Origin of the sequence: Lawsonibacter sp. (assembly GCF_022777125.1) — a bacterium.
Lineage (GTDB): Bacteria > Bacillota > Clostridia > Oscillospirales > Oscillospiraceae > Lawsonibacter_A > Lawsonibacter_A hominis.
The window spans coordinates 38,063-62,141 of sequence record NZ_JALFGV010000155.1 but is presented as its reverse complement, the minus strand read 5'-3'; the positions used below and the strand labels follow the sequence as shown (position 1 = coordinate 62,141).

Annotated in this window: 21 protein-coding genes; all 21 read right to left on the bottom strand. The window is 64.1% G+C overall.

The annotated features are described in order from the left end of the window. Window positions 1-228: 228 nt before the first annotated feature. A complete protein-coding gene (gene murA / locus MR825_RS12870; protein ID WP_186906289.1) occupies window positions 229-1,476 on the bottom strand; it encodes a UDP-N-acetylglucosamine 1-carboxyvinyltransferase in 1,248 nt (415 codons plus the stop codon). Window positions 1,477-1,542: 66 nt separating this feature from the next. Further along, window positions 1,543-2,676 carry an undecaprenyldiphospho-muramoylpentapeptide beta-N-acetylglucosaminyltransferase gene (gene murG / locus MR825_RS12865; protein WP_256175544.1) on the bottom strand — a complete coding sequence of 378 codons (1,134 nt, stop codon included), beginning with the start codon at window positions 2,674-2,676 and terminating at the stop codon, window positions 1,543-1,545. Between the two features lie 34 nt (window positions 2,677-2,710). Next, the gene (ftsW, locus tag MR825_RS12860; RefSeq protein ID WP_186906359.1) at window positions 2,711-3,871 is read right to left on the bottom strand and encodes a putative lipid II flippase FtsW; all 1,161 of its coding nucleotides are present in this window, start codon (window positions 3,869-3,871) and stop codon (window positions 2,711-2,713) included. 103 nt (window positions 3,872-3,974) lie between these two features. Next, a complete protein-coding gene (gene mraY, locus MR825_RS12855) occupies window positions 3,975-4,955 on the bottom strand; it encodes a phospho-N-acetylmuramoyl-pentapeptide-transferase (protein WP_186906291.1) in 981 nt (326 codons plus the stop codon). Window positions 4,956-5,061: 106 nt separating this feature from the next. Next, window positions 5,062-6,501 (bottom strand): UDP-N-acetylmuramoyl-L-alanyl-D-glutamate--2,6-diaminopimelate ligase, encoded by a 1,440-nt coding sequence (locus tag MR825_RS12850; RefSeq protein WP_186906292.1) that lies wholly within the window; start codon window positions 6,499-6,501, stop codon window positions 5,062-5,064. Between the two features lie 175 nt (window positions 6,502-6,676). After that, window positions 6,677-9,073: a penicillin-binding transpeptidase domain-containing protein gene (locus MR825_RS12845; RefSeq protein WP_186906293.1), complete on the bottom strand. Its 2,397-nt coding sequence runs from the start codon at window positions 9,071-9,073 to the stop codon at window positions 6,677-6,679. A gap of 150 nt (window positions 9,074-9,223) precedes the next feature. After that, complete coding sequence (locus MR825_RS12840) at window positions 9,224-9,781, bottom strand: hypothetical protein (protein WP_256175550.1); 558 nt, start codon at window positions 9,779-9,781, stop codon at window positions 9,224-9,226. Between the two features lie 39 nt (window positions 9,782-9,820). Beyond that, window positions 9,821-10,762 (bottom strand): 16S rRNA (cytosine(1402)-N(4))-methyltransferase RsmH, encoded by a 942-nt coding sequence (rsmH, locus tag MR825_RS12835; RefSeq protein WP_186906295.1) that lies wholly within the window; start codon window positions 10,760-10,762, stop codon window positions 9,821-9,823. Between the two features lies 1 nt (window position 10,763). Beyond that, window positions 10,764-11,180, bottom strand: coding sequence for a division/cell wall cluster transcriptional repressor MraZ (gene mraZ / locus MR825_RS12830; protein ID WP_256175552.1), 417 nt, complete (start codon window positions 11,178-11,180; stop codon window positions 10,764-10,766). A gap of 322 nt (window positions 11,181-11,502) precedes the next feature. Beyond that, a complete protein-coding gene (locus MR825_RS12825) occupies window positions 11,503-12,018 on the bottom strand; it encodes a hypothetical protein (protein WP_287881075.1) in 516 nt (171 codons plus the stop codon). Next, window positions 12,018-12,512, bottom strand: coding sequence for a pantetheine-phosphate adenylyltransferase (gene coaD / locus MR825_RS12820; RefSeq protein WP_186906298.1), 495 nt, complete (start codon window positions 12,510-12,512; stop codon window positions 12,018-12,020). Before coaD ends, MR825_RS12825 begins: the two co-directional genes overlap by 1 nt. Before the next feature lie 33 nt (window positions 12,513-12,545). Then, window positions 12,546-13,091, bottom strand: coding sequence for a 16S rRNA (guanine(966)-N(2))-methyltransferase RsmD (gene rsmD, locus MR825_RS12815; RefSeq protein WP_287881072.1), 546 nt, complete (start codon window positions 13,089-13,091; stop codon window positions 12,546-12,548). Between the two features lie 59 nt (window positions 13,092-13,150). After that, window positions 13,151-14,518 (bottom strand): DUF4358 domain-containing protein, encoded by a 1,368-nt coding sequence (locus MR825_RS12810; RefSeq protein WP_186906300.1) that lies wholly within the window; start codon window positions 14,516-14,518, stop codon window positions 13,151-13,153. Then, the gene (uvrC, locus tag MR825_RS12805) at window positions 14,515-16,353 is read right to left on the bottom strand and encodes an excinuclease ABC subunit UvrC (protein WP_287881070.1); all 1,839 of its coding nucleotides are present in this window, start codon (window positions 16,351-16,353) and stop codon (window positions 14,515-14,517) included. Before uvrC ends, MR825_RS12810 begins: the two co-directional genes overlap by 4 nt. Window positions 16,354-16,424: 71 nt before the next feature. Further along, window positions 16,425-17,267: a VanW family protein gene (locus MR825_RS12800; protein WP_441328118.1), complete on the bottom strand. Its 843-nt coding sequence runs from the start codon at window positions 17,265-17,267 to the stop codon at window positions 16,425-16,427. Between the two features lie 34 nt (window positions 17,268-17,301). Next, the gene (locus tag MR825_RS14455; protein WP_353845888.1) at window positions 17,302-17,604 is read right to left on the bottom strand and encodes a CPBP family intramembrane glutamic endopeptidase; all 303 of its coding nucleotides are present in this window, start codon (window positions 17,602-17,604) and stop codon (window positions 17,302-17,304) included. A gap of 594 nt (window positions 17,605-18,198) precedes the next feature. Then, window positions 18,199-18,462, bottom strand: a complete 264-nt coding sequence (locus tag MR825_RS12790) for an HPr family phosphocarrier protein (protein WP_007495691.1) — start codon at window positions 18,460-18,462, stop codon at window positions 18,199-18,201. A gap of 133 nt (window positions 18,463-18,595) precedes the next feature. After that, the gene (locus tag MR825_RS12785; RefSeq protein WP_287881057.1) at window positions 18,596-20,965 is read right to left on the bottom strand and encodes an endonuclease MutS2; all 2,370 of its coding nucleotides are present in this window, start codon (window positions 20,963-20,965) and stop codon (window positions 18,596-18,598) included. A 33-nt stretch (window positions 20,966-20,998) separates the two neighbouring features. Beyond that, complete coding sequence (locus MR825_RS12780) at window positions 20,999-21,868, bottom strand: PhzF family phenazine biosynthesis protein (RefSeq protein WP_186906304.1); 870 nt, start codon at window positions 21,866-21,868, stop codon at window positions 20,999-21,001. Window position 21,869: 1 nt separating this feature from the next. Beyond that, window positions 21,870-22,625: a DNA repair protein RecO gene (recO, locus tag MR825_RS12775; protein ID WP_186906305.1), complete on the bottom strand. Its 756-nt coding sequence runs from the start codon at window positions 22,623-22,625 to the stop codon at window positions 21,870-21,872. 535 nt (window positions 22,626-23,160) lie between these two features. Beyond that, window positions 23,161-24,054 carry a GTPase Era gene (gene era / locus MR825_RS12770; protein WP_186906306.1) on the bottom strand — a complete coding sequence of 298 codons (894 nt, stop codon included), beginning with the start codon at window positions 24,052-24,054 and terminating at the stop codon, window positions 23,161-23,163. Window positions 24,055-24,079 lie beyond the last annotated feature (25 nt).

Sequence of the window (24,079 nt, the reverse complement as noted above, 5' to 3'; positions counted from 1 at the left end):
CACTACCGTATTGACCCGGAAAAACACCACGCAGCCCACCAAAAGAGCGGCGAAGATGAGCAGGGCGGACAGCAGCTTATAGAGGAAGCCGAAGCGTCCCCTGTTCCGCCGCCGTCCATGCCTGTTCCGTCTCGCCGCCATGCTCCCGGTCTCCTGTTCTGTTTCTCTTTTGTGTGTCAGTATATCATAGGAAGGTCAAGAAATCGTTAAGGATTCCTTACAAATCGGTCAAGTCCTGCGGACCGAGGCGCCCAGCAGGCGCAGGTCGCCGGGCAGGTCCTGATAGCCCCGTTCCACGTGGTGGATCCCGGTGACGATGCTCTCTCCCTCCGCGCCCAGCGCCGCCACGACCAGGGCGGCGCCGCCCCGCAGATCGGTGGAGCGTACTTGCGCGGCGTGGAGGCGGGGTACGCCGTAGACCACCGCCACCCGTCCCTCCACCTGGATCTCCGCCCCCATGCGGCAGAGCTCATCCACGTGGCGGTAGCGGCTTTCGAAAATATTCTCCACAAACACGCTGCAGCCCGTGCCCTTGCACAAAGCCGCCATCAGAGGCGCCTGCGCGTCGGTGGGAAAGCCGGGATAGGGGGCCGTGCGCACCGGCCGCACCCCCCGCAGGGGGGCCTGACACCGCAGCAGGATACGCTCCGGCGTGCTGGTCAGGGTACAGCCCGCCTCGGCCAGCACGGCGGTCACGGTAGACAGGTGCCGCCAGTCCACCCCCGTCACCTCCACCGTGCCCCCGGCGGAGGCAGCCGCGGCCAAGTAGGTGGCGGCCACGATCCGGTCGCCCATGACGGCGTATGCGCCGCCGTGCAGGCGCTTTCCGCCCCGTATGGTGATGACCGAGCTGCCCGCGCCGTGCACGTCGGCGCCCATGGCGCAGAGAAACTGCTGCAGGTCCACGATCTCAGGCTCCCGGGCGGCGTTGGTGATGGTGGTATCCCCTTCGGCCGCCACCGCCGCCAGCATGGCGTTTTCCGTGGCCCCCACGCTGGGCAGGGAGAAGACGATATCCGCCCCCCGCAGTCCCCCGGTACAGTGGAGGCCGCCGCCCGCCTCGGCGATCACGGCCCCCAGGGACCGCATGGCCGCCAGATGCAGATCGATGGGCCGCGGCCCCAGCTCGCACCCGCCGGGGGCGCACAGATCGGCCTGGCCCATACGGCCCAGAACGGCTCCCAGGAAGATCACGGAGGAGCGCATTTCCCGCATCAGGTCGTCAGGCACGTCCCAGCCCGTAGGGGCCGAGGCGTCTACGATCACCGCATCCCCCTCCCGCCGGACCGCGCAGCCCAGATGGCGCAGGATGTCCAGGGATGCGGTCACGTCCGACAGGTCCGGGCAGTTTCGCACCACGCACTCCCCCGGCACCAGCAGGCAGGCCGCCAGGATAGGAAGCACGCTGTTTTTTGCCCCATGTATCCTCACGGAGCCGTCCAGGGGGCGTCCGCCCTCCACCAGATAAGCACTCATAGGTTCCATCCTCCGCACAGTTTGGGTTTTCATCAAGCCATACTATGCGCAGGACAGAAGTGGGGTTCATTCCCCCGTTTTCTCCATCAGTGCGCGTAAGGTCTCATAGATCCGCTCCGCCGCGTCGGGTACGGCCATATCCCGCAGGGACCGGCTCATCCTCTCCCGGCGCCCGGGGTCGTCCAGAAGGGTGCGGATCTGCCCGTAGAGCGCCGCGCCGGAGCAGGCGCTCTCCGGCAGGAGCACCGCGCCGCCGGCGCGCTCCAGCACCCTGGCGTTTTTCGTCTGGTGGTCGGCCACCACGTTGGGGGAGGGCACCAGCACCGCCGGTCGGGCAATGGCCGTGATCTCCGCGATGGTGGAGGCGCCCGCCCGGCAGAGCACCAGGTCGGCCGCCGCCATGACCAGCGGCATATCATAGATGTACTCCCGCACATCGATCTGCGGATATCGCTTCCGGTCGATCCCCCGGGTCTTCAGATCCGCCAGCAGGTCCGAATAATTGCGGCCCGCGCCGTGGATGTGGTGGAAGGGCGCGCCGCCGGCGCATTCCCGGGCGATGCACTCCGCCATCTGGCGGTTCATCACCTCCGCGCCCAGACTGCCCCACACCGAGAGCACCAGGGGAGCTTGGTCGGTCAAGCCCAGCTGCTGCCGGGCCTGCTTCCGTGTATAGCGGAAAAAGTCTTCCCGCACCGGCGTGCCGGTGACCGTTACCTTGTCCGGGTCGTCATAGTGGCTCCGGCTCTCCTCAAAGCCCACCATCACTTGATCCACTACCTTGGACAGGGCTTTGGTGGTCAGGCCGGGGACGGCGTTGGACTCGTGAACGGCGGTGGGGATGCCCCGCTTCGCCGCGGCCTTTACTACCGGGAAGGAGGCATAGCCGCCGGTGCCCACCACCAGGTCGGGCTGAAAGCGGTCCAGGATGGCGTCGGCCTGGCGCTTGGAGCGGTTCATGTTCAGCAGGGTCTTCCCATTGTGGACGATGGCGGCCGGATGAAGGGAGCGGCGGAAATTGGTGATGGTCACCGTCTCGATCTCATAGCCCTCCTTGGGTACCAGGCGCGTCTCCATGCCCCCGTCCGCGCCCACGAAAAGCACCCTGCAGCCGGGGTTGCGGGCCTGGAACATCTGCGCCAGCGCCACCGCGGGATTCACGTGTCCGGCCGTCCCGCCGCAGGTAAAGAGGATCTTCATACCATTCCCTCCAACGGTCATATGTCCCAGATCCCTAGCCCTGTTTGGGGGCCGGAATCTGGCGTGAAACGCTTAAGACGATGCCCATCTCCAGCAGTTGGATCATCAGCGCCGTACCCCCGTAGCTGAAAAAGGGCAGGGAGATGCCGGTCACGGGGATCAGATTGGTGACCACGGCAATGTTCAGGAAGACCTGTACCGCCGTCAGGGTCGTGATGCCCACCACCAGCAGGGCGCCGAACCGGTCCCGGGCGTGGACGGCGATCCAGAACCCCCGAAGGATGAGCAGCGCGAACAGGAAGAGCACAATGCAGGCCCCCACGAGCCCCAGTTCCTCGCAGACGATGGCAAAGATGTAGTCGTTTTCCGGCTCGGGGATGTAGAGGAATTTCTGGCGGCTCTTGCCCAGGCCCAGGCCCAGCAGCCCGCCGGAACCGATGGCGTAGAGGGATTGGATGGTCTGATATCCCTTGCCCAGCGGGTCGCTCCAGGGGTCCTGCCACAGCTCGATGCGGCTTGCCATGTAGCTGGTGTTGGTAATGATGAACCACAGCCCCACCACCGCCAGGCCGCCCCCGGCGATGAACCAGTAGAGCTTGACGCCCGCGGCAAAGAGCACCGCCGCGCCGCCGGCCAGGATGAGGATGGTGCCCGACATATGGGGCTCCGCCAGCATGAGGGCCGCCACCACCACCAAAATCAGGATGTAGGGCACCAGCTCCAGCAGGCCGATCTTGTCCAGGAGGGCAAACACGCCGCTGAGGGGATGCCGGGGGGAGAGCCGCCGCTCCTTTTCCGTATTCCGTTTGGACAGGCGGGCGGCAAAGTACATGATGACGCCCAGCTTTGCGATCTCCGAAGGCTGGAAGCTGCCCGCCACCGGGATGCGGATCCAACGCTGCGCGCCCACGGTGCTTCGCCCGTAGCCGAAGGGCAAAACCAGCACCAGCAGGACCACGGAGATGACCAGAAGAAAGACGGACATCCAGCGGAAGGTCTGGTAATTGATCTTGGAGGTCACATACAGGACCGCCAGCCCCGCCACGGCAAACAGCCCCTGGCGCACGAAATAATAGGTGGGGTTATTTTGGGCTACGCTGGAATCGTAATAGGCGGTGGCGTAGGAGGCGGAAAAGACCATGATGACGCCGATGCCGGTCAGCAGGACCACCAGCATCAGGAACGGCAGGTCCATGGGTCCCCGGGCCAGCTGCTCCTCCATCGTCAGGTCTCGTTTCAGCTTTGGCATTGCTCCACCTCCTTCCGCCTCAAGGCGGTCCTTCCGATACGGCGCGTTTTCAGCGGTTCATGACGCCCCAGAAGGACAGCACGCAGGTCACGGCGGTGATCCCTGTGAAGACGCAGAACAGCTTTACCTCGCTCCATCCGCCCATCTCCAGGTGATGGTGCAGCGGAGCCATGCGGAAGATCCGCTTGCCGTGGGAGAGCTTGAAATATCCCACCTGCAGGATATCGGACAGGGTCTCCGCAATGTAGATGACGCCCACCGTGATCAGGATCAGGGGGATATCCAGGGCGAACGCCAGCCCGCACACCGCTCCCCCCAGAAACAGAGAGCCGGTGTCCCCCATAAAGACCTTGGCCGGATAAAAATTATAGATCAGGAAGGCGCACAGCCCTCCAAACAGGGCGGCGGCAAAGACGCCCAGTTCATACCGGGCCCAGAAGCAAGCCGCCGCCGTGAAGAACAGCGCCACAGGCATGGTCACCCCGGCGGCCAAACCGTCGATGCCGTCGGTGATATTCACCGCGTTTACCGTCCCCACCATCACAAACGCCGCAAACACCATGTACAGCGGCCAGGGGATCAAAAAGGTCACGTGGAAAAAGGGGACGTAGAGCGCATTGGACAGGTAGCCGTGGTTGCGCATGAGCACGGTAAACAATATGGCCGCCGCCAGCTGGAGCAGGAACTTCTGGGGGGCGGTCAGGCCGGTGTTCTCATGCTTTTTCACCTTAAAGTAGTCGTCGATATAGCCGATGACGCCGAACACCAGGGCGAACAGGAACACAAAGGCCCCGCCGAAGCGGCCTTGGGCAAAATCCTTCCACCCCAGCAGAAAGACCGCCGCGGCGACGCCGATGATGAACATCAGCCCTCCCATGGTGGGGGTCCCCTGTTTGGACCTGTGCCAGGTGGGCCCGATGTCCTTGATGGACTGGCCCGCCTTCATCCTCCGCAGCGCCGGGATCAGCGCTTTCCCCGTCAGGGCGGCCACCACAAAGGCCACCACAAAGCTGATGACGATCCTCAACATATCTTTTGCACCCTCCAAAGTACCGTTCGGACTCTTTTTTCACAATGGAGCATTGTACCACAACACGCAAGCCGTTTCCACTCGAAATAGTAACAAAAATGCGGCGTTATCCCCGATAGAACGAGGCAACTTCCTCCCGCTCGTCCAGATGCCGCTGCACGCCGTCGATCTCCTGATAGGTCTCGTGCCCCTTTCCGGCCAGCACCACCGTATCCCCCGGCCGGGCCAGACGCAGCGCGTAGCGAATGGCGGCCCGGCGGTCCGGCTCTACGGCGTAGGGCGCGCCGCCCTCCTGCATGCCCTCCAGGATGTCGTCGATGATCGCCTCCGGCTCCTCGGTCCGGGGATTGTCGGAGGTGACCACCACGAAATCGGAGAGCGCGGCGGCGATCGCCCCCATCATGGGCCGTTTGGTGCGGTCCCGGTCGCCGCCGCAGCCGAACAGGCAGATGACCCGCTCCCGGGTAAAATCACGGACCGTGGTCAGGATATTTTCCAGTGCGTCCGGTGTGTGAGCGTAGTCAATGATGACGGTAAACTCAGCGGGAACCGGCACCACTTCGATGCGCCCCTTGACCCCATCCGCCCGCTCCAGGGCGGCGGCGACGCCCGCCAGCGGCAGACCCAGGGCCAGGCCGCAGGCAATGACGCCCAGGGCGTTATAAATGGTAAAGCCGCCGGGTATGGGCAGGCGGATACGCTGGATGCTCCCCACCGCCACCGCCTCGAATTCCACCCGGTCGGGAAAGAGCCTCAGATTCTTGGCGGTCAGATCGGCGTCATCCTTGTTCTCGGAGTAGGTCAGCTTGGGACAGGCCACCGTGGAGGCGAAATAGCGTCCGGCCTCGTCGTCCAGATTCAGCACCGCTGTGTCCGTCTGGCGGAAGAGCCGCCCCTTGGCGTCCCGGTAGGCCTCCATCGTGCCGTGAAAGTCCAGATGATCCCGGGTCAGATTGGTAAAGATGCCGGCTGCAAACCGGATCCCGTCCACCCGGTGGAGCACCATGGCATGGGAGGACGCCTCCATGACCACGTGGGTGCATCCGGCGTCCGCCATCTCCCGCAGCAGCTTCTGCACCTCCCAGGATTCCGGGGTGGTGCGGTGGGCAGGCAGGACCGCCCCGCCGATCATGTTCTGGTTGGTGCCGATGAGCCCCACCTTGGCCCCCAGCACGCCCTCCAGCATCGCCTTGAGCAGATAGGTGGTGGTCGTCTTGCCGTTGGTCCCGGTGACGGCCAGCGCCGTCAGGCGATCGGCCGGGCGGCCGAACCAGTTGGCGGAGACCGCCGCCAACGCCGCCCGCGCATCCGGGACCACGATCCATGGTCCCGCTTCTTCCGGCGCATGCTCGCAGAGCACCGCGGAGGCCCCCAGCGCCAGCGCCTGGGAAATAAATCTGTGTCCGTCGGTCTTGTAGCCCGGCAGCGCCGCAAACAGACAGCCGGGCATCAGTTCTCTGGTGTCGTAGCAAATTCCTGAAATTTCCACTTCCCGGACGGTCTTTTCCGTATATTCCACACCGTCCAATAGCTTTTCAAGCTGCATACGCTCACCTCTCGTTGTCGCAAAGTAGACCATTTCCCCCCGTCCGCCCATCCCCTCGGAGCGCGGAGAGGGCATCGCGCCCCTCGGGCGCGTATCCGGTGGGACCCGGTCCCCCCGGGAAGGCGCGTACCCTGCCGCGCAGCGGCAGAGATTTTCCGCAGAAAGTCGACGCGCCTTAGAATCCCCACCCGGCGCCGCCGCCGGAATTGTCGATAAACTGTACCTCCACGGCGGTACCCCGATCTACCAGGGTGCCCGCCTCGATGGACTGGCTGAGGGCCACGGTGCTGGAGCCGTAGTCCGTGGCGCCGGTGGCCTTCATATAGAGCCCCGCATTCTCCAGCGCCTGCCGGGCGGCCTCCGCGGTCTTGCCCGTCACATTGGGCACCTCCACGGGATCGGTGGGGACGCTCTCGCCCAGATAGACCACCACCTGGCTGCCGCCGGGGATGGACGCGCCGGAGGCCGGGATCTGTCCGGTGACGGTATCCCCGCCGCCCACGGTGCGTACGGTCAGGTTGGCGTTTTTCAGACGGCTGGTGGCGTCGGCCAGGTTCAGGCCGGTCAGATTGGGCACCAGCGTGTCCGCCTGAGCGGAATACGTCTTCTCCACGCCCAGATAATCCAGAATATCCTCCAGCAGCTCTCCCGCCATAATGGCCGCCATGTTGCCGCCGCTGATGTACCAGCCGCCGGCGGTATAGTTGCTGCCGGCGGAGACCGGTTTGGGGTTGTCGTAGGCCAAAAGGATAATGACCTGCGGGTCGTCGGCCGGGGCGAAGCCCAGGAAGGAGACGATGGTGTGGTCGTCCTCGCCGGTCTCGGAGGAGCCGGTCTTGCCGCCGATGCGGTAGCCCTCTACCCGGGCGTTCTTGCCGGTGCCGCCGTCCACCACCTTTTCCAGGATGGTGCGGCAGCGCTCGCTGGTCTGCGCGCTGACCACCTGCCGGACCTCCGTGGGGTCGGTATGGCTGATGATGTTCCCATCCGAGTCGGTCACGTCCGAAACCACATAGGGCTGCATCAGGTGCCCGCCGTTGACCACGGCGGAGGCGGCGGTGATCAGCTGGATGGGGGTGACCTTAAAGCGCTGGCCAAACGAGGCGGTGGCCAGAGAGGTCTCGCCGTAGACGCCGGTAAAAAAGTCCCGGTCCCATACCAGGCCGCCCTTGGAGTTGTCGGCCTCGCCCTGCATGTCGATGCCGGTCTTGCCGATCATGCCGAAGTTCTCCAGATAGTCGTAGAACTTCTCCGCGCCCAGCCGCTGGCCGATGGCGATGAAGGCGGGGTTGCAGGAGTTGCCCACCGCGGTGGCCAGGTCCTGGTCCCCGTGCCCCTCCCGCTTGGAGCAGCGGATTTTACGGTCCGCGACCGTCGCCACGCCGGAACAGTAGAAATGGTCGCTCTCGGTGACCACCCCCTCCTCCAGCGCGGCGGCCAGCACCATGGCTTTGAATGTGGAGCCCGGCTCATAGGTGTCCACGATGGCCTTGTTGCGCCACTGCTGGTTCTGCACCTGCCCCAGGGCCTCCAGATAGGCCTGGTCGCTGGAGCCGGGATCGTTTTCCACCTTCTCCAGATACTCCGCCAACACCGGATCGGTCACCGTCCAGGGGCTGTTCAGATCATAGGTTGGGGAGTTGGCCCAGGCCAGAATGGCGCCGGTGTTGGGATCCATGGCGATGGCGAAGCCGCCGTCCCGCACTTCAAAGGTCTCCACGCCCTTGGCCAGGATGCGTTCGCAGTAGGACTGGATGGTGGCGTCGATGGTCAGCTTCAGGTCGTTGCCGTTGGTGGCATCGTAGTATTCCTCAAAACGGTAGAGCATCTCGGTGCCCTTCCCGTTTTTGGCGGTGACCACCCGGCCGGTCTGCCCGGCCAGCTGCTCCTCATAGACGGCCTCCATGCCGTAAGCGCCTTTGCCGTCGCTGTTGTAGTTGACCCAGCCGATGACCTGGGCCGCCAGGGAACCTTTGGGATAGTACCGCTTCGTGGTAGGCATAACGAAAATGCCGCCGGACAGGTGATTTTGGGTGATGAACTCCCGTACCGCGTCGCTCTCCTCCTCCTCCACACGCCATTTGACGATCTCATAAGCGGAATTGACTTTTTCCAGCCGCTTGATGATATCCGCCACGTCCAGATCCAGGATCTCCGACAGGCCCTCCGCGATGAATTGATTGGTCGGCTCCGGGTAGTCCGGAGCCTCCTTCCCTTTTTCCCGGGCCGTCTCCACCGCCTCCTGATAGGCGTCCTGCAGCTTGACGATATCCCGCGGAGAGAGCTGGATATTATACACCGTATAGCTCATGGCAAGCGGCGTGCCCTTGCTGTCATAGATGGTGCCCCGGCTGGCGGAGACGGTGGAATCCCGGGTCTGCTGGTCGATGGCAAGCTGCTCATACTTCTCGTGCTCCACGATCTGGATCTGATAAAGCTTGACGAACAACGGAACAAAAGCGCATACGCCGCAGACCAGCATCAGAAACAGGGTGCGCAGCAGGATCGTCCGGTTGGCCCGCCGGTCAGGCTGCTGAGGTACCATTCTGCTTTTTCTTCTTCTGGGCGCCATCGTGCCTGCCTCCTGTCTTGGTCGGACGTCTTTGGATACCGCAGGAGGGCGTAAGAAAATTCCTTTTCTTACGCCCTCTTCTCTGGAAGGCCGCCGCCGGCAGCCCGTTCTGTATTGTATGGGGGTCTGCAAATCAGTATATGGCTGGTTTTACTGGAAATATTCCACGATCTCTCCGCAGATGGATTTTACGCTCTCAAACGCGCCCCGCAGGCCGGAGAGCGGCTCCTCCCGGTCATAGAAGGTCACGGCGTCCGGCTCGGACAGATCCACGTAGATGACCTGGCCATTCTGAGGCTTGACCATACTGCCGTCCGCGGTGAGCGACTGCTCGATCTCAGACAGGTCGTAAGACAGCTCATACTGGGCCCGCAGCTTGGCCTCCTCCGACTGGAGGGCGCTCATTTCACTGCGCAGGGAGACGACCTGCTCGGCGATGGTGTTGAGCTGTACGTAGCTCATCAGCAGCAGCACCGCGAACACGCCGACCGCCAGAAAGCCCGCCACCGCAAACAGGGAGACGCTGCCGGCCTGCCGCACCTGCACCCGGGGCCGGGCCACGGCCCGCTCCCGGGGCCGCACCAGCGGGCGGGGCTGGAGGATCTCGGCGCCCTGCTCCAGCTGACGGGCGGCTGAGCCGTCGTAAGACGCGTAGGAGACGCCCTCATAAGTCCGATATCGGTTGCGCCGTTTGGCCGCAGTTGCCATAGCCAGGTCCACTCCAATCTCTCATCCCAAAAGGGGATCTCACAATTTCTCTGCCACCCGCAGCTTGGCGCTGCGGGCTCTCGGGTTTTCCTCCAGCTCACGTGCTCCGGAGACGATGGGCTTTTTGTGCACCAGCCGGACGCTGGGCTTCTTTCCGCACACGCAGACGGGAAAATCCGGCGGGCAGGTACAGCCTTTTGCAAAAGCCGCCAGCGCGTTTTTAACGATACGGTCCTCCAGCGAGTGGAAGGAGATCACCGCCAGGCGCCCGCCGGAAACAAGCCGCGGCACCGCCGCGCCGACCATCCGGTCCACGGCGGCCAGCTCGTCGTTGACGGCGATCCGGACGGCCTGGAACGTCCGCTTGGCGGGGTGCTGCTTTTCCCGCAGGGCGGCGGGCGGCATAGCGCAGCGGATCACATCCACCAGCTCCAGCGTGGTCTCGATCGTCTTTTGGTCCCTGGCCCGGACGATAGCCGCCGCGATGGCGGGGGCATACCGCTCCTCTCCGTACTGGTAGAGGATGCGCCGCAGCTCCTCCTGGGGCCACTCATTCACTACCGTCCGGGCCGTCAGGGTATCGGTCCGATCCATGCGCATGTCCAGCGGCGCGTCCTGCATGTAGGAAAAGCCCCGGGCCGGGTCGTCCAACTGAGGAGAGGACACCCCCAGGTCAAACAGCATGCCGTTCACGCCGCCGATCCCCAGCGTATCCAGGATCTCATCCAGGCGGTCGAAATTGCTGTGGACCAGGGTCACGCGCTCCATCTGCTCCCCCAGCTTGTCCGCCGCGGCGTCCAAGGCCGCCTGGTCCCGGTCCACACAGATGAGCCGCCCGGTGGTGAGCCGCCGGGCGATCTCACGGGAGTGGCCCGCCCGCCCCAGCGTACCGTCCAGATAGATCCCGTCCGGCCGGATGGCCAGCGCGTCGATGCACTCGTCCAGCAGCACCGGGCGGTGGACAAATTCCTGCTCGTTCATATCAGAATCCAAGCGCCTCCATACAGGCCGACATCTTTTCCGGCGTCATCTCTTCCTCCTCCTGGGCCTGCCAGGCATCCGCGCTCCAGATTTCCGCCCGGTCATGGACGCCGATGATCACGGCGTCCTTTTCCAGACCGGCATACCTGCGCAGCTTCTGTGGGATGACGATACGCCCCTGGTTGTCCAGCTCGCACCGGGCGGCGTTGGCAAAGAGGGGGCGCATGGCCTTGGATTGGCTCATGGGCAGTGAGGCAAACTTTTCCGTAAAGCGGTCCCAGGTCGCCTGGGGATAGATGGCCAGGCACGCGTCCACGCCCATGGCCAGGTAGAACACCGCCCCCAGTTCTTCCCGAAGCCTGGCGGGAATGAACAGACGGCCCTTGGCGTCGATGCTGTGCTCATAGGTGCCGGTCACGCGCTCACTCCCCCACTTTACTTTTCAATTCTGGTTTTTCACTCCACTTTGCCCCACTATCACCTCCAGTATAAAGGCTTGTCCCCGGAATTGCAATAGTTTTTTGCTTCTTTTTTTGCGTCAAAACCCTGCTTTTTTCAATGGAATTTCTTTCTTTTCCGCACCAAAAACATCTGTTCGATTTTGGTTTTGCCGCTCAGCGCTCCTTCTGTTTCCAAATCTGGTATGTATCGTTTTGACTTATACTATATCTTGTAATCCAATTCAAAAAGAAACATCCCTTGCGCTTGTGCGCAAGGGATGTTTCTTTTTGTGACTCTATTCAGTGTTTTTCCGCTTCCGCGTCATAGGGCTGGCGGCTCCCGCCCTGCGCGGCGGCGCCGCTGGCCAGGGCGCGGAACTTGGTGCGGGAGCGCTGCACCTCGCCGTGGGCCTCAGAGAGCGCCTCCTCCACCCGGCGCATCACGTCCTCGCAATACTCGTTGGCTGCACGGCGCAGCTCCCGGCTGCGCTCCTCGGCCGTGCGGATCATCTCATTGCCCTTCTGCTTGGCCTGGGCCATCAGCTCGTCCTGCGCCAGCATCTGCTTGGCCTGGTCCTCCGCCTGCTTGCGGATGAGCTCCGCTTCCCGCTTGGCGGAGGCGATGTACTCCGTCCGGGCGGCAATGAGCTTTTTCGCCTCGGCCAGTTCCATGGGGAACTGGGCCCGGATCTCATCCAGCAGGTCCAGAGCCTTGTCCCGCTCCACGATGCATTTGTCGCTGGAGAGGGGCAGGCTCTTGGCCTCGTCGATCATCTCAAAGAGCATATCCAGCAATTCGTCTACTCCGGTAGCCATCAGCCATCCCTCCTGCTTTTCATTTTTGCGTTTACGTCGTCAATGATCTCCCTGGGCACAAAATCGCTCAGGTCCGCCCCATAGCGGGCCATCTCCTTGACCACGCTGGAGCTTACATAAGTATATTTCGCACTGGAGGGCAGAAACATGGTCTCCAGGCGGGGGTTGAGCTTGCGGTTGATGAGGGCCATCTGGAGCTCGTTTTCATAGTCCGACACGGCCCGCAGGCCCTTCACCAGCGTACAGGCCTTTTTCTGCCGGGCGTACTCGGCCAGCAGCGTAGCCGAGCAGTCCACCTCCACGTTGGGCAGCTTGGCCACCACCCGCCGGATCAGGTCGGCCCGCTCCTCCGGGGTGAACAGGCCGCCGTGCTTATCCGAATTGATGAGCACGCAGACAATGAGCTTGTCAAAGCATACGGCGGCCCGTTTGATGATATTCAGGTGCCCCAGGGTGATGGGGTCAAAGCTGCCTGGATAAATGGCGGTCTTCACACATCCACATCCTCGTGTAGCGCGCCGCGTCTCTTACACGGTGCGGCGGTACAGGGTGATTTTGATCTTGCCGTAGCGGTACTCCCTGCCCTTCTCATAGGGAGCCGTCCCCTCCGGCAGGACGCTTTCCGCTGGACTTTCGCAGACTATTATACCATTTCCGGTGACGATGTCAATCTTGGCGATGGTCTCCAGCGCCTTTTCCAGCAGTCCGGTCCGGTAGGGCGGGTCCAGAAAGACCAGGTCGAAGCGCTCCCGGCAGCCGCTGAGAAAGGCCAGGGAATCCCCCTGGATCACCGTTGCCTGCTCCTCCATCCTGCAATGGGCCAGATTCTCCCGGATCACCGCCACCGCATCCTTCCGCAGGTCCACAAAGGTACAGCGCTCCGCGCCCCGGGACAGCGCCTCGATGCCCAGCTGTCCGGTGCCGCTGAACAGATCCAGCACGGTCCGTCCCTCGATGTCGAACTGGATGATATTGAACATGGATTCCTTTACCTTATCGGTGGTCGGCCGGGTCTCCAGACCGGGCAGCTCTTTCAGCTTCCGGCCTCTGGCCGTGCCGGTAATGACGCGCATGGCGATCTTCCTTTCGATTTTGGTGTCTGCCGGCGCAGCCCCTTCCCGTTTCCCTGGGCCTAATGGGGCAGTTCGCCCGTCCCATCCCAGAAAAAGCGGATGGAAACGGCTTCCGGCACGTTCCGGTAATCCCACTGGTGGTTGGTACGGCGCATGTGGTCGCTGGTCACGTTGAAATAGCGGTGGTTCATCCGGGTCATCCAGCTCGGATCCACCCCGGTGTAGTCCCCCGACGGATCGTCCCAGGTGGGGTCCACACAATACCATTCCCCTTCCAGGCGCACCATATTCCAGGCATGGTCCCCGGTGGAATCGGAGGACGCGCCCACCACGGTGATGCACTCTACCTCCGCCAGGTCCATCAGCAGCTGAAAGGTGGTGGCGTAGCCCAGACAGATGCCGTATCCCCCCGTCAGCATACCGTAGGGATTGGTGTTATCCGCCCGCCCCTGAGGGGTCCGGGCATCGTAGACGGTCTGGTCATATTCCCCCCACGCCACCAGATAATCGTGGAGGGCCAGCTCCCGCTCAAACGCGGTCATGCCGTCGGTGATGCATGATGCGAAGATCTCCCGGCAGCGCTCCAGGACCGCCGCGTCCTTTTCGCTCAGGCCGCTCGCGTCCCCGCCGGTCCAGGCCGCTTGGATGGCCGCGGTGTCGTAAAGGCTCATATCGTGCTCATTGGGCGGGTCAAAGGGGACAAAGCCGCTGATATCCAGGTCCGGGTTGAGGACCGGGACCGGTGTGGCCGTAGGCGCTGCGGTCTGCGCGGGTGACGCCGGGGCGGAGGGCGGGGCGGTACCACCCGCGGCGTGCTGCGGCGCATCCGAAGCTGCCGCGGACGGCGCGGGGGCGTTCTCCGCTTCCCGGGGCGTTTCCGGCTCCGAGGCGCTCTGCGCAGGCTCCTGCGGCACGTCCGCCGGGGCGATCACGGGGACCGCCGCTTCCTCGATGCAGGCGGCAAAGGCGTCCTTGGCCGCCTGCAGATCCTGACAGACCAGCAGGGCCGCATAGCCTCCGCCGGTGACCACCGCGGCGTTTTCCAGCAGGGCGGACTGGGCGGGCGCATAGCCGAAAAAATCTCCCGCCCGCGTCCGGCGGTATGCCTCCAGCGCGGCGCACAGCCCCTCCAGCCCGTCCTCCGCCGCCGGGCAAAGCACCGCGATCTCCCGGGCGTCCACGCCGGAGGCGGCATAGACCGCCGCGTCGCTCCAGCTCCCCTCCTCCAGCCCGTACAGCCCGGTCAGGTAAAACGCCAGGTCCTCCCCGCTCTGCTCCGACAGCCCTCCGGCGTCCGTCTGGCTGTCCAGCACGCTCCGGGCCACCTGGGCGGCGTCCACACCGCTCGCGGGCGCCGCGTCCGTCCCGCCGCCGCAGGCACACAGCAGCGCCAGCAGCGCGATCGTCAATAAGATTTTTGCTCTCATGGCCGCGCCTTTCCGTCTGTCTGAAAATAGTCGTATACCGCCTTCGCGGTATTCTTCGGCACCACGCCCTCCAGCTGTTCGCGGGAGGCCGCCCGGATGTTTTTGACGCTCTTGAAGTGCTTCAGCAGCTGGGCCCGGCGCTTTTCCCCCACGCCGGGGATCTGATCCAGCACGGAGGAGCGTACCCGCCGGGCCTGCTGCTGGCGGTGGAATTCGATGGCGAAGCGGTGCGTCTCCTCCTGGATCTGACCAATGAGGGAAAAGACGGCCTGATTGCCCTGGATGCCGATCTCCCGTCCGTCCGGCGTCACCAGCGCCCGGGTACGGTGCCGGTCGTCCTTCACCATGCCGAAGACCGGGATGGAAAGCCCCAGCGTCTCCAGCACCCGCACCGCCACGCGCGCATGGTTTTCCCCGCCGTCGATCAGCAGCAGGTCGGGCCGGCCGGCAAATTTTTCATCCCCGTCCAAATAGCGCTGGAAGCGCCGCGTCAGCACCTGCTCCATCGCGGCATAGTCGTCGGGTCCGGCCATATCCTTGAGCTTGAACTGCCGGTAGTCCCGCTTAAGGGGCTTGCCGTCGACGTATACCACCATGGAGGCCACGATATCGTCCGCGCCCTGGTTGGAGATGTCGTAGGACTCCATGCGGCGGGGCGCGCCCTCCAGATCCAGCATGCGCCCCAGCAGCTCCAGAAGCTTATTCTGCCGCTCCTCCCGGCTGGTCCAGCGCTCCACCTCTTCCGCGGCGTTTTTGTTGGCCAGGCGGATCAGGTCCATCTTTGCCCCCCGCTGCGGGGTGACCAGGCTCACCCGGCAGCCCGCCTGTTCGGAGAGCATCCGGGTCAGCGGCGCCTCATCCTCCAGCTCGCAGGGCAGCAGGATCTGCCCGGGCAGCCGCCCCCTGGAGCCGTAATACTGCCGTACCAGGGCGGAGACGACGTCCGAGGTGTCCTCCTCCATCGGGGTGTCGATCAGGTCCCAGTCCTTGGCGGCCAGCTCCCCGTCGACGTAGTGGAGCACCACGAAGCAGCTGCGGGTAGCCTCCCCCCGGTGGAATCCCACTACGTCGGTATCCGCCAGGGACGCGGCCACCACCTTCTGCCGCTTGCTCAAAAGTTCGATGGCACGGTAGCGGTCCCGCAGCTCGGCGGCCTTCTCAAAGCGCAGCTCCTCCGCCGCGCGGGCCATCTCCGTCTGGAGCTCCTCGCCCACCTCCTGAAATTTCCCCTCCAGCAGGCGCACGGCCTGATCCATCGCCTCCCGGTAACGTCCCTGGTCCACGCCGGGGCAGCAGTAACCGTCGCACTGGCCCATATGGTAGTTCAGGCAGGGGCGCTCCCTGCCGATGTCCCGCGGGAACTTCTTATGGCAGGAGGGCAGCCGCAGGGCCAGCCGCAGCGCGTCGATGATGCCCTGGGTGGCGCCCCGGCTGCCATACGGCCCAAAATAGCGCGCCCCGTCCTCCGCCGGGCGGTTGGCCAGCGAGAATTTGGGGTAATCCTCTTTCACCGTCAGGCGGATATACGGATAGCCCTTGTCGTCCTTCAGCAGGATGTTGTAGCGGGGCTGGTGGCGCTTGATCAGGGAATTTTCCAGTATCAGCGCCTCAAATTCCGAATCGGCCACGATCACGTCGAAGTGGTCGATCTGGCCGACCATGGCCCGGGTCTTCTCCGTGTGAGAGGCCAGGTTGGCAAAATATTGGCTCACCCGGTTCTTCAGCGCCTTGGCCTTGCCCACATAGATGACCTCGTTCTTGGCGTCCTGCATGATATATACGCCCGGCTTCAGCGGCAGGGCATGGGCTTTTTCTTTCAACTCGTCGAAGGTCATATGATGGCAGGGGCCGATGCCTGCATCGGCCCGGCCCTCCTTTCTGCTGGACTCCGTATGCCCTGCCGCCCCTATGAGGCGGGCAGGGACTCCGGGCTGTTCCCGGGCAGCATGGGGTCGTACATCATGATGGCGTGGTTCTCGATGAGGAAGTCGTCCCCCAGCAGCGTCCCCTCCAGGTCGAAGGTCCGGCGGTATAGGGTATTGTGCCGGGTAAAGCCGCCCCAGTACTCCCCCTGGATATAGTGCTCCTTTTCGTACACCTCATACCGGCGGTCGCAGGGGGCGCCGGCCCGCCACTCCCCCTCCAGGTGGGTTTCAGTGAGGCGGAGGGTGAGCCGCCAGGTGTGCTCGGTGTCGTTGCGCACCATCAGGTCCATGTAGTTATAAAAGCAGGTGGCCCCGCTGCCAAAGGGCTGGGTGCGGCCGGAGTCGGGGAACACGTCGTAGCCGTGCCGCCACCGCTCGGTCACCGTCAGCGGGGTATGGAGGGTCATCCAGTAGAGCAGATTGGTCATCTGGCACAATCCGCCACCGATCCCGGCGGCCACCCGGCCGTTGCGCAGGAGCATCCCCTCCACATAGCCCTTCCGCCGGGTGGGCTTGCCCACCGCCCGCCAGAAGGACAGGGTCTCCCCTGGCGCCAGGGTGAGTCCGTCCAGCCGGGACAGGGCCAGGCGCAGATTGGTCACCTTATTGCGCTGGAGGGCCATCTCCTCCCCCCGCAGCTGCCGCAGCAGCGGGGTGCTGTGCTCCGCCCAGAGACAGGGGCACTCCGCCTCCGGCCGGAGCCTAGCGAAGCGCAGCCCACCGGTATGCCAAAAGGCCCGCCGCCGCAGGCAGAACAGGGTCGCGCCCAGGCGCATGCGCAGATCGCTTCGTCTCTGTGGCTTTGGCGTCACGGATGGTCTCACGGTCCGCACTCCTTCCCCACCTTCAGCAGCGGGACTATCTCAACAAGCCGCAAAACAGATAGACCAGGGCATTGCCAAATCCGTTTGTAATCCCGTGTACGATCATGCTGGTGCCAATGCTTCTGGTCTTCCAGGCAGCGAGGCCAAGGACCAGTGCAGCCAGCGGTACCACAAGAAAGGCGGAGATATTATAGACCCCCACATAGTAGACATGGCCCACCGCGAACAGAAGCGCCTGGAACAGCCAGATCCAATGATCCTTCCAGCCGCACCGCCGCAGTCCTCCCCACAGGAAGCCGCGGAACAGGGGTTCCTCCGCCGCAGCGGCATAGTCCAACTGATAGAGGGCCCCTCATACAGCAGTCTTCCCGCCGAAGGGAACCTGGACAAATCAAGGGGTTTCTGAACCTGAAAGGACAGCAGAAAGCCGGACACGATTGCCAGCGCTCCGCCGATCAGCACCGCCGCTCCTAGGTAGATCGCCGTCTGTGCCGCACCCCGTTTGGGCAGAACCGGCCGCCAGATCAGCAGCGCAATCAGCAGCACCGACGCAAAAAGGGCCTTGATCCCCTGTCCGGGCAGGGCATAACCCCCGGTTTTGCTCCCAATGAGTATGACAACCGGCGCACCCAGCAGCAGTACCAGAGCCAGACTGTCAATGTGGTACTCCGCCAGCCGCTTCCGCTCCAGAAAAACCAGCAGGGCTGTCAGCAGATAGGTGCCCACTTCAAAGACCACTACGATCCCCGCACCGTAGGCAGGGGCAAGGGCTTTGCCCAGTATGATCCACGGAAACCGCAGAAACAGCAGGCCGCCCACCAAAATCCAGAACAGGTATCTCTCGCGTTTCAAGCTCTTTGTTGCTTCCATACCGCACCCCCATTATCAAAAAAAGCGCCGCATTGCGGCGCTTTTTTCTCTCGCTCGGTGCTTACTCCGAGAAGTTGGAGGAGATCAGCTCGATGAGCGCTTCCACCGCCTCTTTCTCGTCGGGGCCGTCGGCAATGAGGTTGATGGACGTGCCCTTCACAATGCCCAGGGAAAGGACGCCCAGCAGGCTCTTTGCGTTGACTCTGCGCTCGTCCTTCTCCACCCAAATAGAGCTCTTAAACTCGTTGGCCTTCTGGATGAAGAACGTAGCCGGTCTTGCATGCAGGCCGACCTGGTTGTTCACGACTGCCTCTTTCATATACATAGCGTTTCCCCCCAAGATGCGTTAAGCATACTTCACGTATAGAATAGCAAATTTGTCCCAAACCGTCAATGACAAAATGCACAAATTACGCAGTCGAAACTGTTTTTATTGACGGGGAACCAATCCGGGCTCTTTACTTCAGCTCCGCAATCGTCACGCCGTCCTCGCCCTCTCCGTAGCGGCCGGGACGGAAGGATTTGACGTAGCGGCTGCGCTTGAGGTGCTCCCGCACGGCCTTTCGCACCGCGCCGGTGCCCTTGCCGTGGATGATGCGCACCTCATTCAGTTTGCCCAGCACCGCGTTGTCCAGGAACAGATCCAGCGCGCCGACGGCCTCGTCGGTCATCATGCCCCGCAGATCCACCTCCGGAGAGGCCCCCAGGGCGCGCAGCTTGTGCTCCGCCCGCTGGATCAGCTTTTGGGCCTGCTTCCGGGTCTCGCCCTCCACGACCCGCACCTCATCCTGCTTGGCCGTGATGTTCAAGATCCCCGCCTGCAGCTGCAGGGAGCCGTCCTTATTCACGGCGAGCACCGCGGCCCGGGTCCCCATCTTCACCAGCTCCACCGTGTCCCCAGCCCGGGCCGGACGGGTGGGGGGCGGCGCGGGCTCCTCGGGCCGCCGGCCCAGCTTTCCCTCCGCCTCGTTGAGTCGGCGGCGCAGGGCGGAGCGCTCGTCGTTGACAGCCTGCCAGTCTTCCTCTTTCCGCTGGCGGCGGCGCATTTCGTTGAGCTGCTGAAACACCTGGTCGGCCGTGCCGCGGGCCTCGTCCAGGATGGCGCGGGCCTCCGCCTGGGCCTTTTCCACGGCCCTGGCCCGCTCGGCCTCCAGCTTGGCCCGGTACTCCCGGATGGTCCTGGAGGATTCCTCCATCTCCCGCCGCAGCCGCCGGGCCTCGTCCTTCTCGCGCTCCATCTGCTGGCGCTGTTCGTCCAGCTGTGTGAGCACATCTTCAAAGCGCACGTTCTCCGCATCGACCCGCTGGGCGGCCTTCTGGATGACCTCACGCGGCAGGCCCAGCCGCTCCGAGATGGCAAACGCGTTGGATTTGCCGGGGATCCCGATCAGCAGCCGGTAGGTGGGCTCCAGCGTCTCCACATTGAATTCGCAGGAGGCGTTTTCCACGCCGGGCGTGGTCATGGCGTATACCTTCAGTTCGGCATAGTGGGTGGTGGCGGCCACCAGGGCGCCCAGCGCCCGGGCGCTCTCGATGATGGCGGCAGCCAGCGCCGCGCCTTCGACCGGATCGGTGCCCGCTCCCAGCTCGTCGAAGAGGATCAGGGTCTCGTCGTCCGCCTGCTGCAGGATGCCCACGATATTGACCATATGGGAAGAGAAGGTGGACAGGCTCTGGGCGATGGACTGCTCGTCCCCCACGTCGGCCAGCACCCGCTGAAACACCCGCACCCGGCTGTCGCCGGAGACCGGGATGTGCAGCCCGCACTGGGCCATCAGGACCAAAAGCCCGATGGTCTTGAGGGTCACCGTCTTGCCGCCGGTATTCGGGCCGGTGATCACCAGAGTGTCGAACGTCTCCCCCAGCATCAGGTCGTTTGCCACCGCCTTGTCCGCGTCCAGCAGCGGGTGGCGGGCGCGGTGCAGATAGACGCCCCGTTCCGTGATCTTCGGCTCGCAGGCCCGCATCCGGTAGGACAGTTTGGCGCGGGCAAAAATGCCGTCCAGGAGCAGCAGCAGGTCATAGTCCTGGGCAAGATCCTCCTTGTGAGCGGCGCACTCCGCGGAGAGCTCCGCCAGGATGCGCTCGATCTCCTTTTCCTCCCGCGCCTGGAGCTCCTTCAGCTCGTTATTGGCCTTCACCACGCCCATGGGCTCGATGAAAAAGGTGGAACCGGAGGAGGATACATCGTGGACCAGGCCGGGCACATCGTTTTTGTGCTCCGATTTCACCGGTACCACAAAGCGGTCGTTGCGCTGGGTGATGATGGCCTCCTGAAGGTATTTGGCCTGATTGGAGGAGAGCAGCCGGTTCAGGATGTCCCGCACCTTGGAGGCGGTGGAACGGATATGCCGCCGGATGGCGGCCAGCTCCGGGCTGGCCGCGTCGGCGATCTCCTCCTCCCCCAGGATGGAGCCGGTGATCTTCTCCTCCAGGAAACGGTTTGCCGTCAGGGAGCGGAACAGGTGGTCGATGCAGCTTTTCGCACCCTCGCCGCCCTCGCCGTAGTCCTTTGCGGAGCGCGCCGCGCGCAGCACCGCCGCGATCTCCAACAGCTCCCGGGTATTCAGGCTCCCCCCCATGTCGGCGCGCTGAAGGGAGGCGCGCACCGGCTTGACGCCGGAAAAAGAAGGGGTGCCCCGCACCGTCATCATCGTCACGGCGGTCGTGGTCTCGGCCTGGGCGCGGCGCACGTCGCCGGCGTCGGTCATGGGCCGCAGCGCCAGACAGCGCTGCTTGCCCTCCTCGGTCACCGCCTGGTCCGCCAGCAGCTCCAGCACCCGGGGCAGCTCCAGGGTATGAATGGATTTTTCAAACACATCGGTCATAGGTGATTCTCCAAACTGACAGGATCGGCGGGCTCACTCCCCCAACAGCGCACACCGCAGGGAGAGGACCGCCCGGCCGCCTACACGGACGCGGACCTTCCCGTCCGTGTCCGTCAGGCGGCTCAAGATCTCCGAGGGCTTGCCCATCGCCTCGCCCTGGAGGAACCGGTTCTCGCCGCCGGGACACACCAGCCCCCGGCGGTACAGGTAATCGGTCAGCGCGCCGTTGGAGGTGCCGGTGGCCGCCTCCTCCGGGATGGCATAAAGGGGGGCAAAGTTGCGGCAGCGGGCGGTCACGCCCGGCGCGTCCCCCAGGCAGAACATGTGCACGCCCACCACGCCGTAGCGCCGGGACAGCGCCGTGACGGTCCGTTCGTCCTGCACGGCCCGCCCCAGGGCCGCCCCGTCCTTCACCGGCAGCAGGATATCCATAAGCCCGGTGCTGACCGCCTGTGCCTCCAGCTGCGCCGGACGGTCGGCCAGCGTCAGGCCGTACGCGGCATACAGTTCGGCCTGTTCTTCCGCGGAGAAGGTCCTCCCCTGCGCCGGCGGCGCCATGTCCATCCACACGGCGTTTTGCTCCACCCCGATCTCCAGCACGCCGGAGCGGGTGGTCAGCGTGCACGCGCCGGGGCGGACGCCCCCGGTTTCCCGCAGGACGGTGAACGCCGCGATGGTGGCGTGGCCGCACAGGTCCACCTCCTCCGCCGGGGTAAAGTAGCGGATGTGGAAGGAGCGCTCCCCGGTCTGCCGCACGAAGGCGGTCTCCGAGTGCTTGAGTTCCCCCGCCAGAGCCCGCAGGAAGCCTTCCTCCGGGAAGGGCTCCCGCCCCAGCAGGGCCACCCCGGCCTGATTGCCGCAAAAGCGCGTGGCGGTAAAGGCGTCGGCTATGTACAGTTCCACATTACATCCCCGCTTTCAGTTGTTTATAAAAGTCCAGCGTCTGGAAGCCCCGGTCCAGCTGGCCGGTCAAAAAACGCTCGCACACCTCCGCCAGACAGGCGAGAGCCGCCCCGTCCGCCGGAACGGAAAACAGCCGCTTTGGGTCGCCGTAGACGATGTGCCGCATCGCCTCCAGCGTGCCGCCCTCCAGCGGCAGAAAGGGCCCGTCCCCCGCCCCGGCCCGGCAGCGCCCGCAGCAGAGCACCCCTTCGGACAGGCTCAGCTGGGGCTGCTCCGGCGCAGGCACGCCGCAGACGGCGCAGGCGTCCAGCAGCGGTTCATATCCCGCCAGACACATCAGCCTGAGCTCAAAGGCGGCCTTCACCAGCGCCTGCGGCTTGTTCAGCTTGTCCAGCGCGTAGAGGGTGTTCAGGATCAGGGACAACAGCTCCGGATCGCTCCGCCCCTCCTCCGCCACCGCTTCCAGCACCTGCGCACAGTAGGACCCCAGGGCCAGCTTTTCCACGTCGGCTTTCACGCCCCAGAACTGTTGGAGGGATTCCGCCTCGTTGAGGGTATAGTAGTCCCGATACTCGAACAAGGTCATTTCGGAGTACACCAGCAGCTGGGCACAGGCCGCCAGGCGGCTCCCCTTCCTTCGGCAGCCCCGGGCCTTGACGGTGCGTTTGCCGCCCTCGGCGGTAAGCACCGTCAAGATCTTGTCCGCCTCCTTGTAGTTGACCTCCCGGAGCACCAGGCCCTGGGTATTGATGTGCATAACCCTTCCCCCGTTTGCCGAAGCGCGTATCCGGCCGTCGTCTGGGCCGGCCCTATGTAGGCGGGCCCGAACGCCCGCCCGGATCAGGCCGTTTTCACCGTCCGCGCCGCGGCCTCCTCCGCCTTCAGCCGGCAGTAGAGGCTGTACGCCTCAGGCAGGCCGGTCTCCAGGAAAAACCGCCAAAACGCTTGACTGTCCATACCGCAGCCCCCCTTTTCCATCCGTTAGGTTGGCCCCGGCGGCGGGCTTTATGAGCGGTAAAATTTGATGGCCCGCCCGTCCCATCCGCTTACCGGAACGTCGGCCCCGGCGGTTTCCTGCCGTTTACTCGTCCCGGTAGCCGAAGTTCTTGAGCAAATTCACCTGGTCTCTCCCGTTTGCCCACGGGACGTCCCGTCCCGCGGGGCCCCGATTCTCTCTTCCTCGGGCGGAATGAATCCGCCCTGCGGCAAGGTTTGCTCTGCAAACGCTTGGCGCGCCGGGGCGCGGCCCGCTCCCGCGGGCAAGAAAACCGGCTTGGGTCCGCCGGAGCGCGTCACTCGTCCCGGTAGCCGAAGTTCTTGAGCAAATTCACCTGGTCTCTCCAGTTTTCTTTGACCTTCACCCAGGTCTGAAGGAAGACCTTCTCGCCCATGAAGCGCTCGATATCCTCCCGCGCCAGGGTGGAGATCTTTTTCAGCATGGCGCCGCCCTTGCCGATGATGATCCCCTTGTGGCTGTTTTTTTCACAGTAAATGGTGGCGTCCAGGTCGATCATGCCGTCTTCTCTCTGGGAAAATTTCGTCACCTCCACAGCGGTGCCATGGGGGATCTCCTTGTCCAGGCAGAGCAGCAGCTTCTCCCGCACGATCTCGGCGCACACCTGCCGCTCGGGCTGGTCGGTGATCATATCCTCGGGAAAAAGCCGGGGCCCTTCCGGCAGGAAGCGCTCCAACACCTCCAGGAGCTCGTCCACCCCTTCGCCGTCCTTGGCGGAAATGGGCACGATGGCGGCAAACGCATGCGCCTGGGCATAGGTCTGGATCACGGCCAGCAGCTCGTCCTTCTTCACGGTATCAATTTTGTTGACCGCCAGTACGGCGGGCATGTCCAGGGCCTTGATGCGCTGGATGAGCTCCTCCTCCGGCGCGCCGACGTTGGCGATGGGCTCCACCAGCAGCAGCACCGCGTCCACGTCGGCCACGCTTTGGCGCACCACGCCCACCATATACTCTCCCAGCCGGGTGCGGGCCCGGTGCAGCCCCGGCGTATCCAGGAACACGAACTGGCTCTCCCCCCGATTCAGGATCGCGCAGATCCGGTTGCGGGTGGTCTGGGGCTTATTGGTGACGATGGCGATCTTCTCGCCCACCAGGGCGTTGGTCAGGGTGGACTTGCCCACATTGGGCCGGCCCACAATGGCGATCATGCCGGATTTTGTCTTGTCCATAGGTGATCCTCAGCTTTCTTGAGCA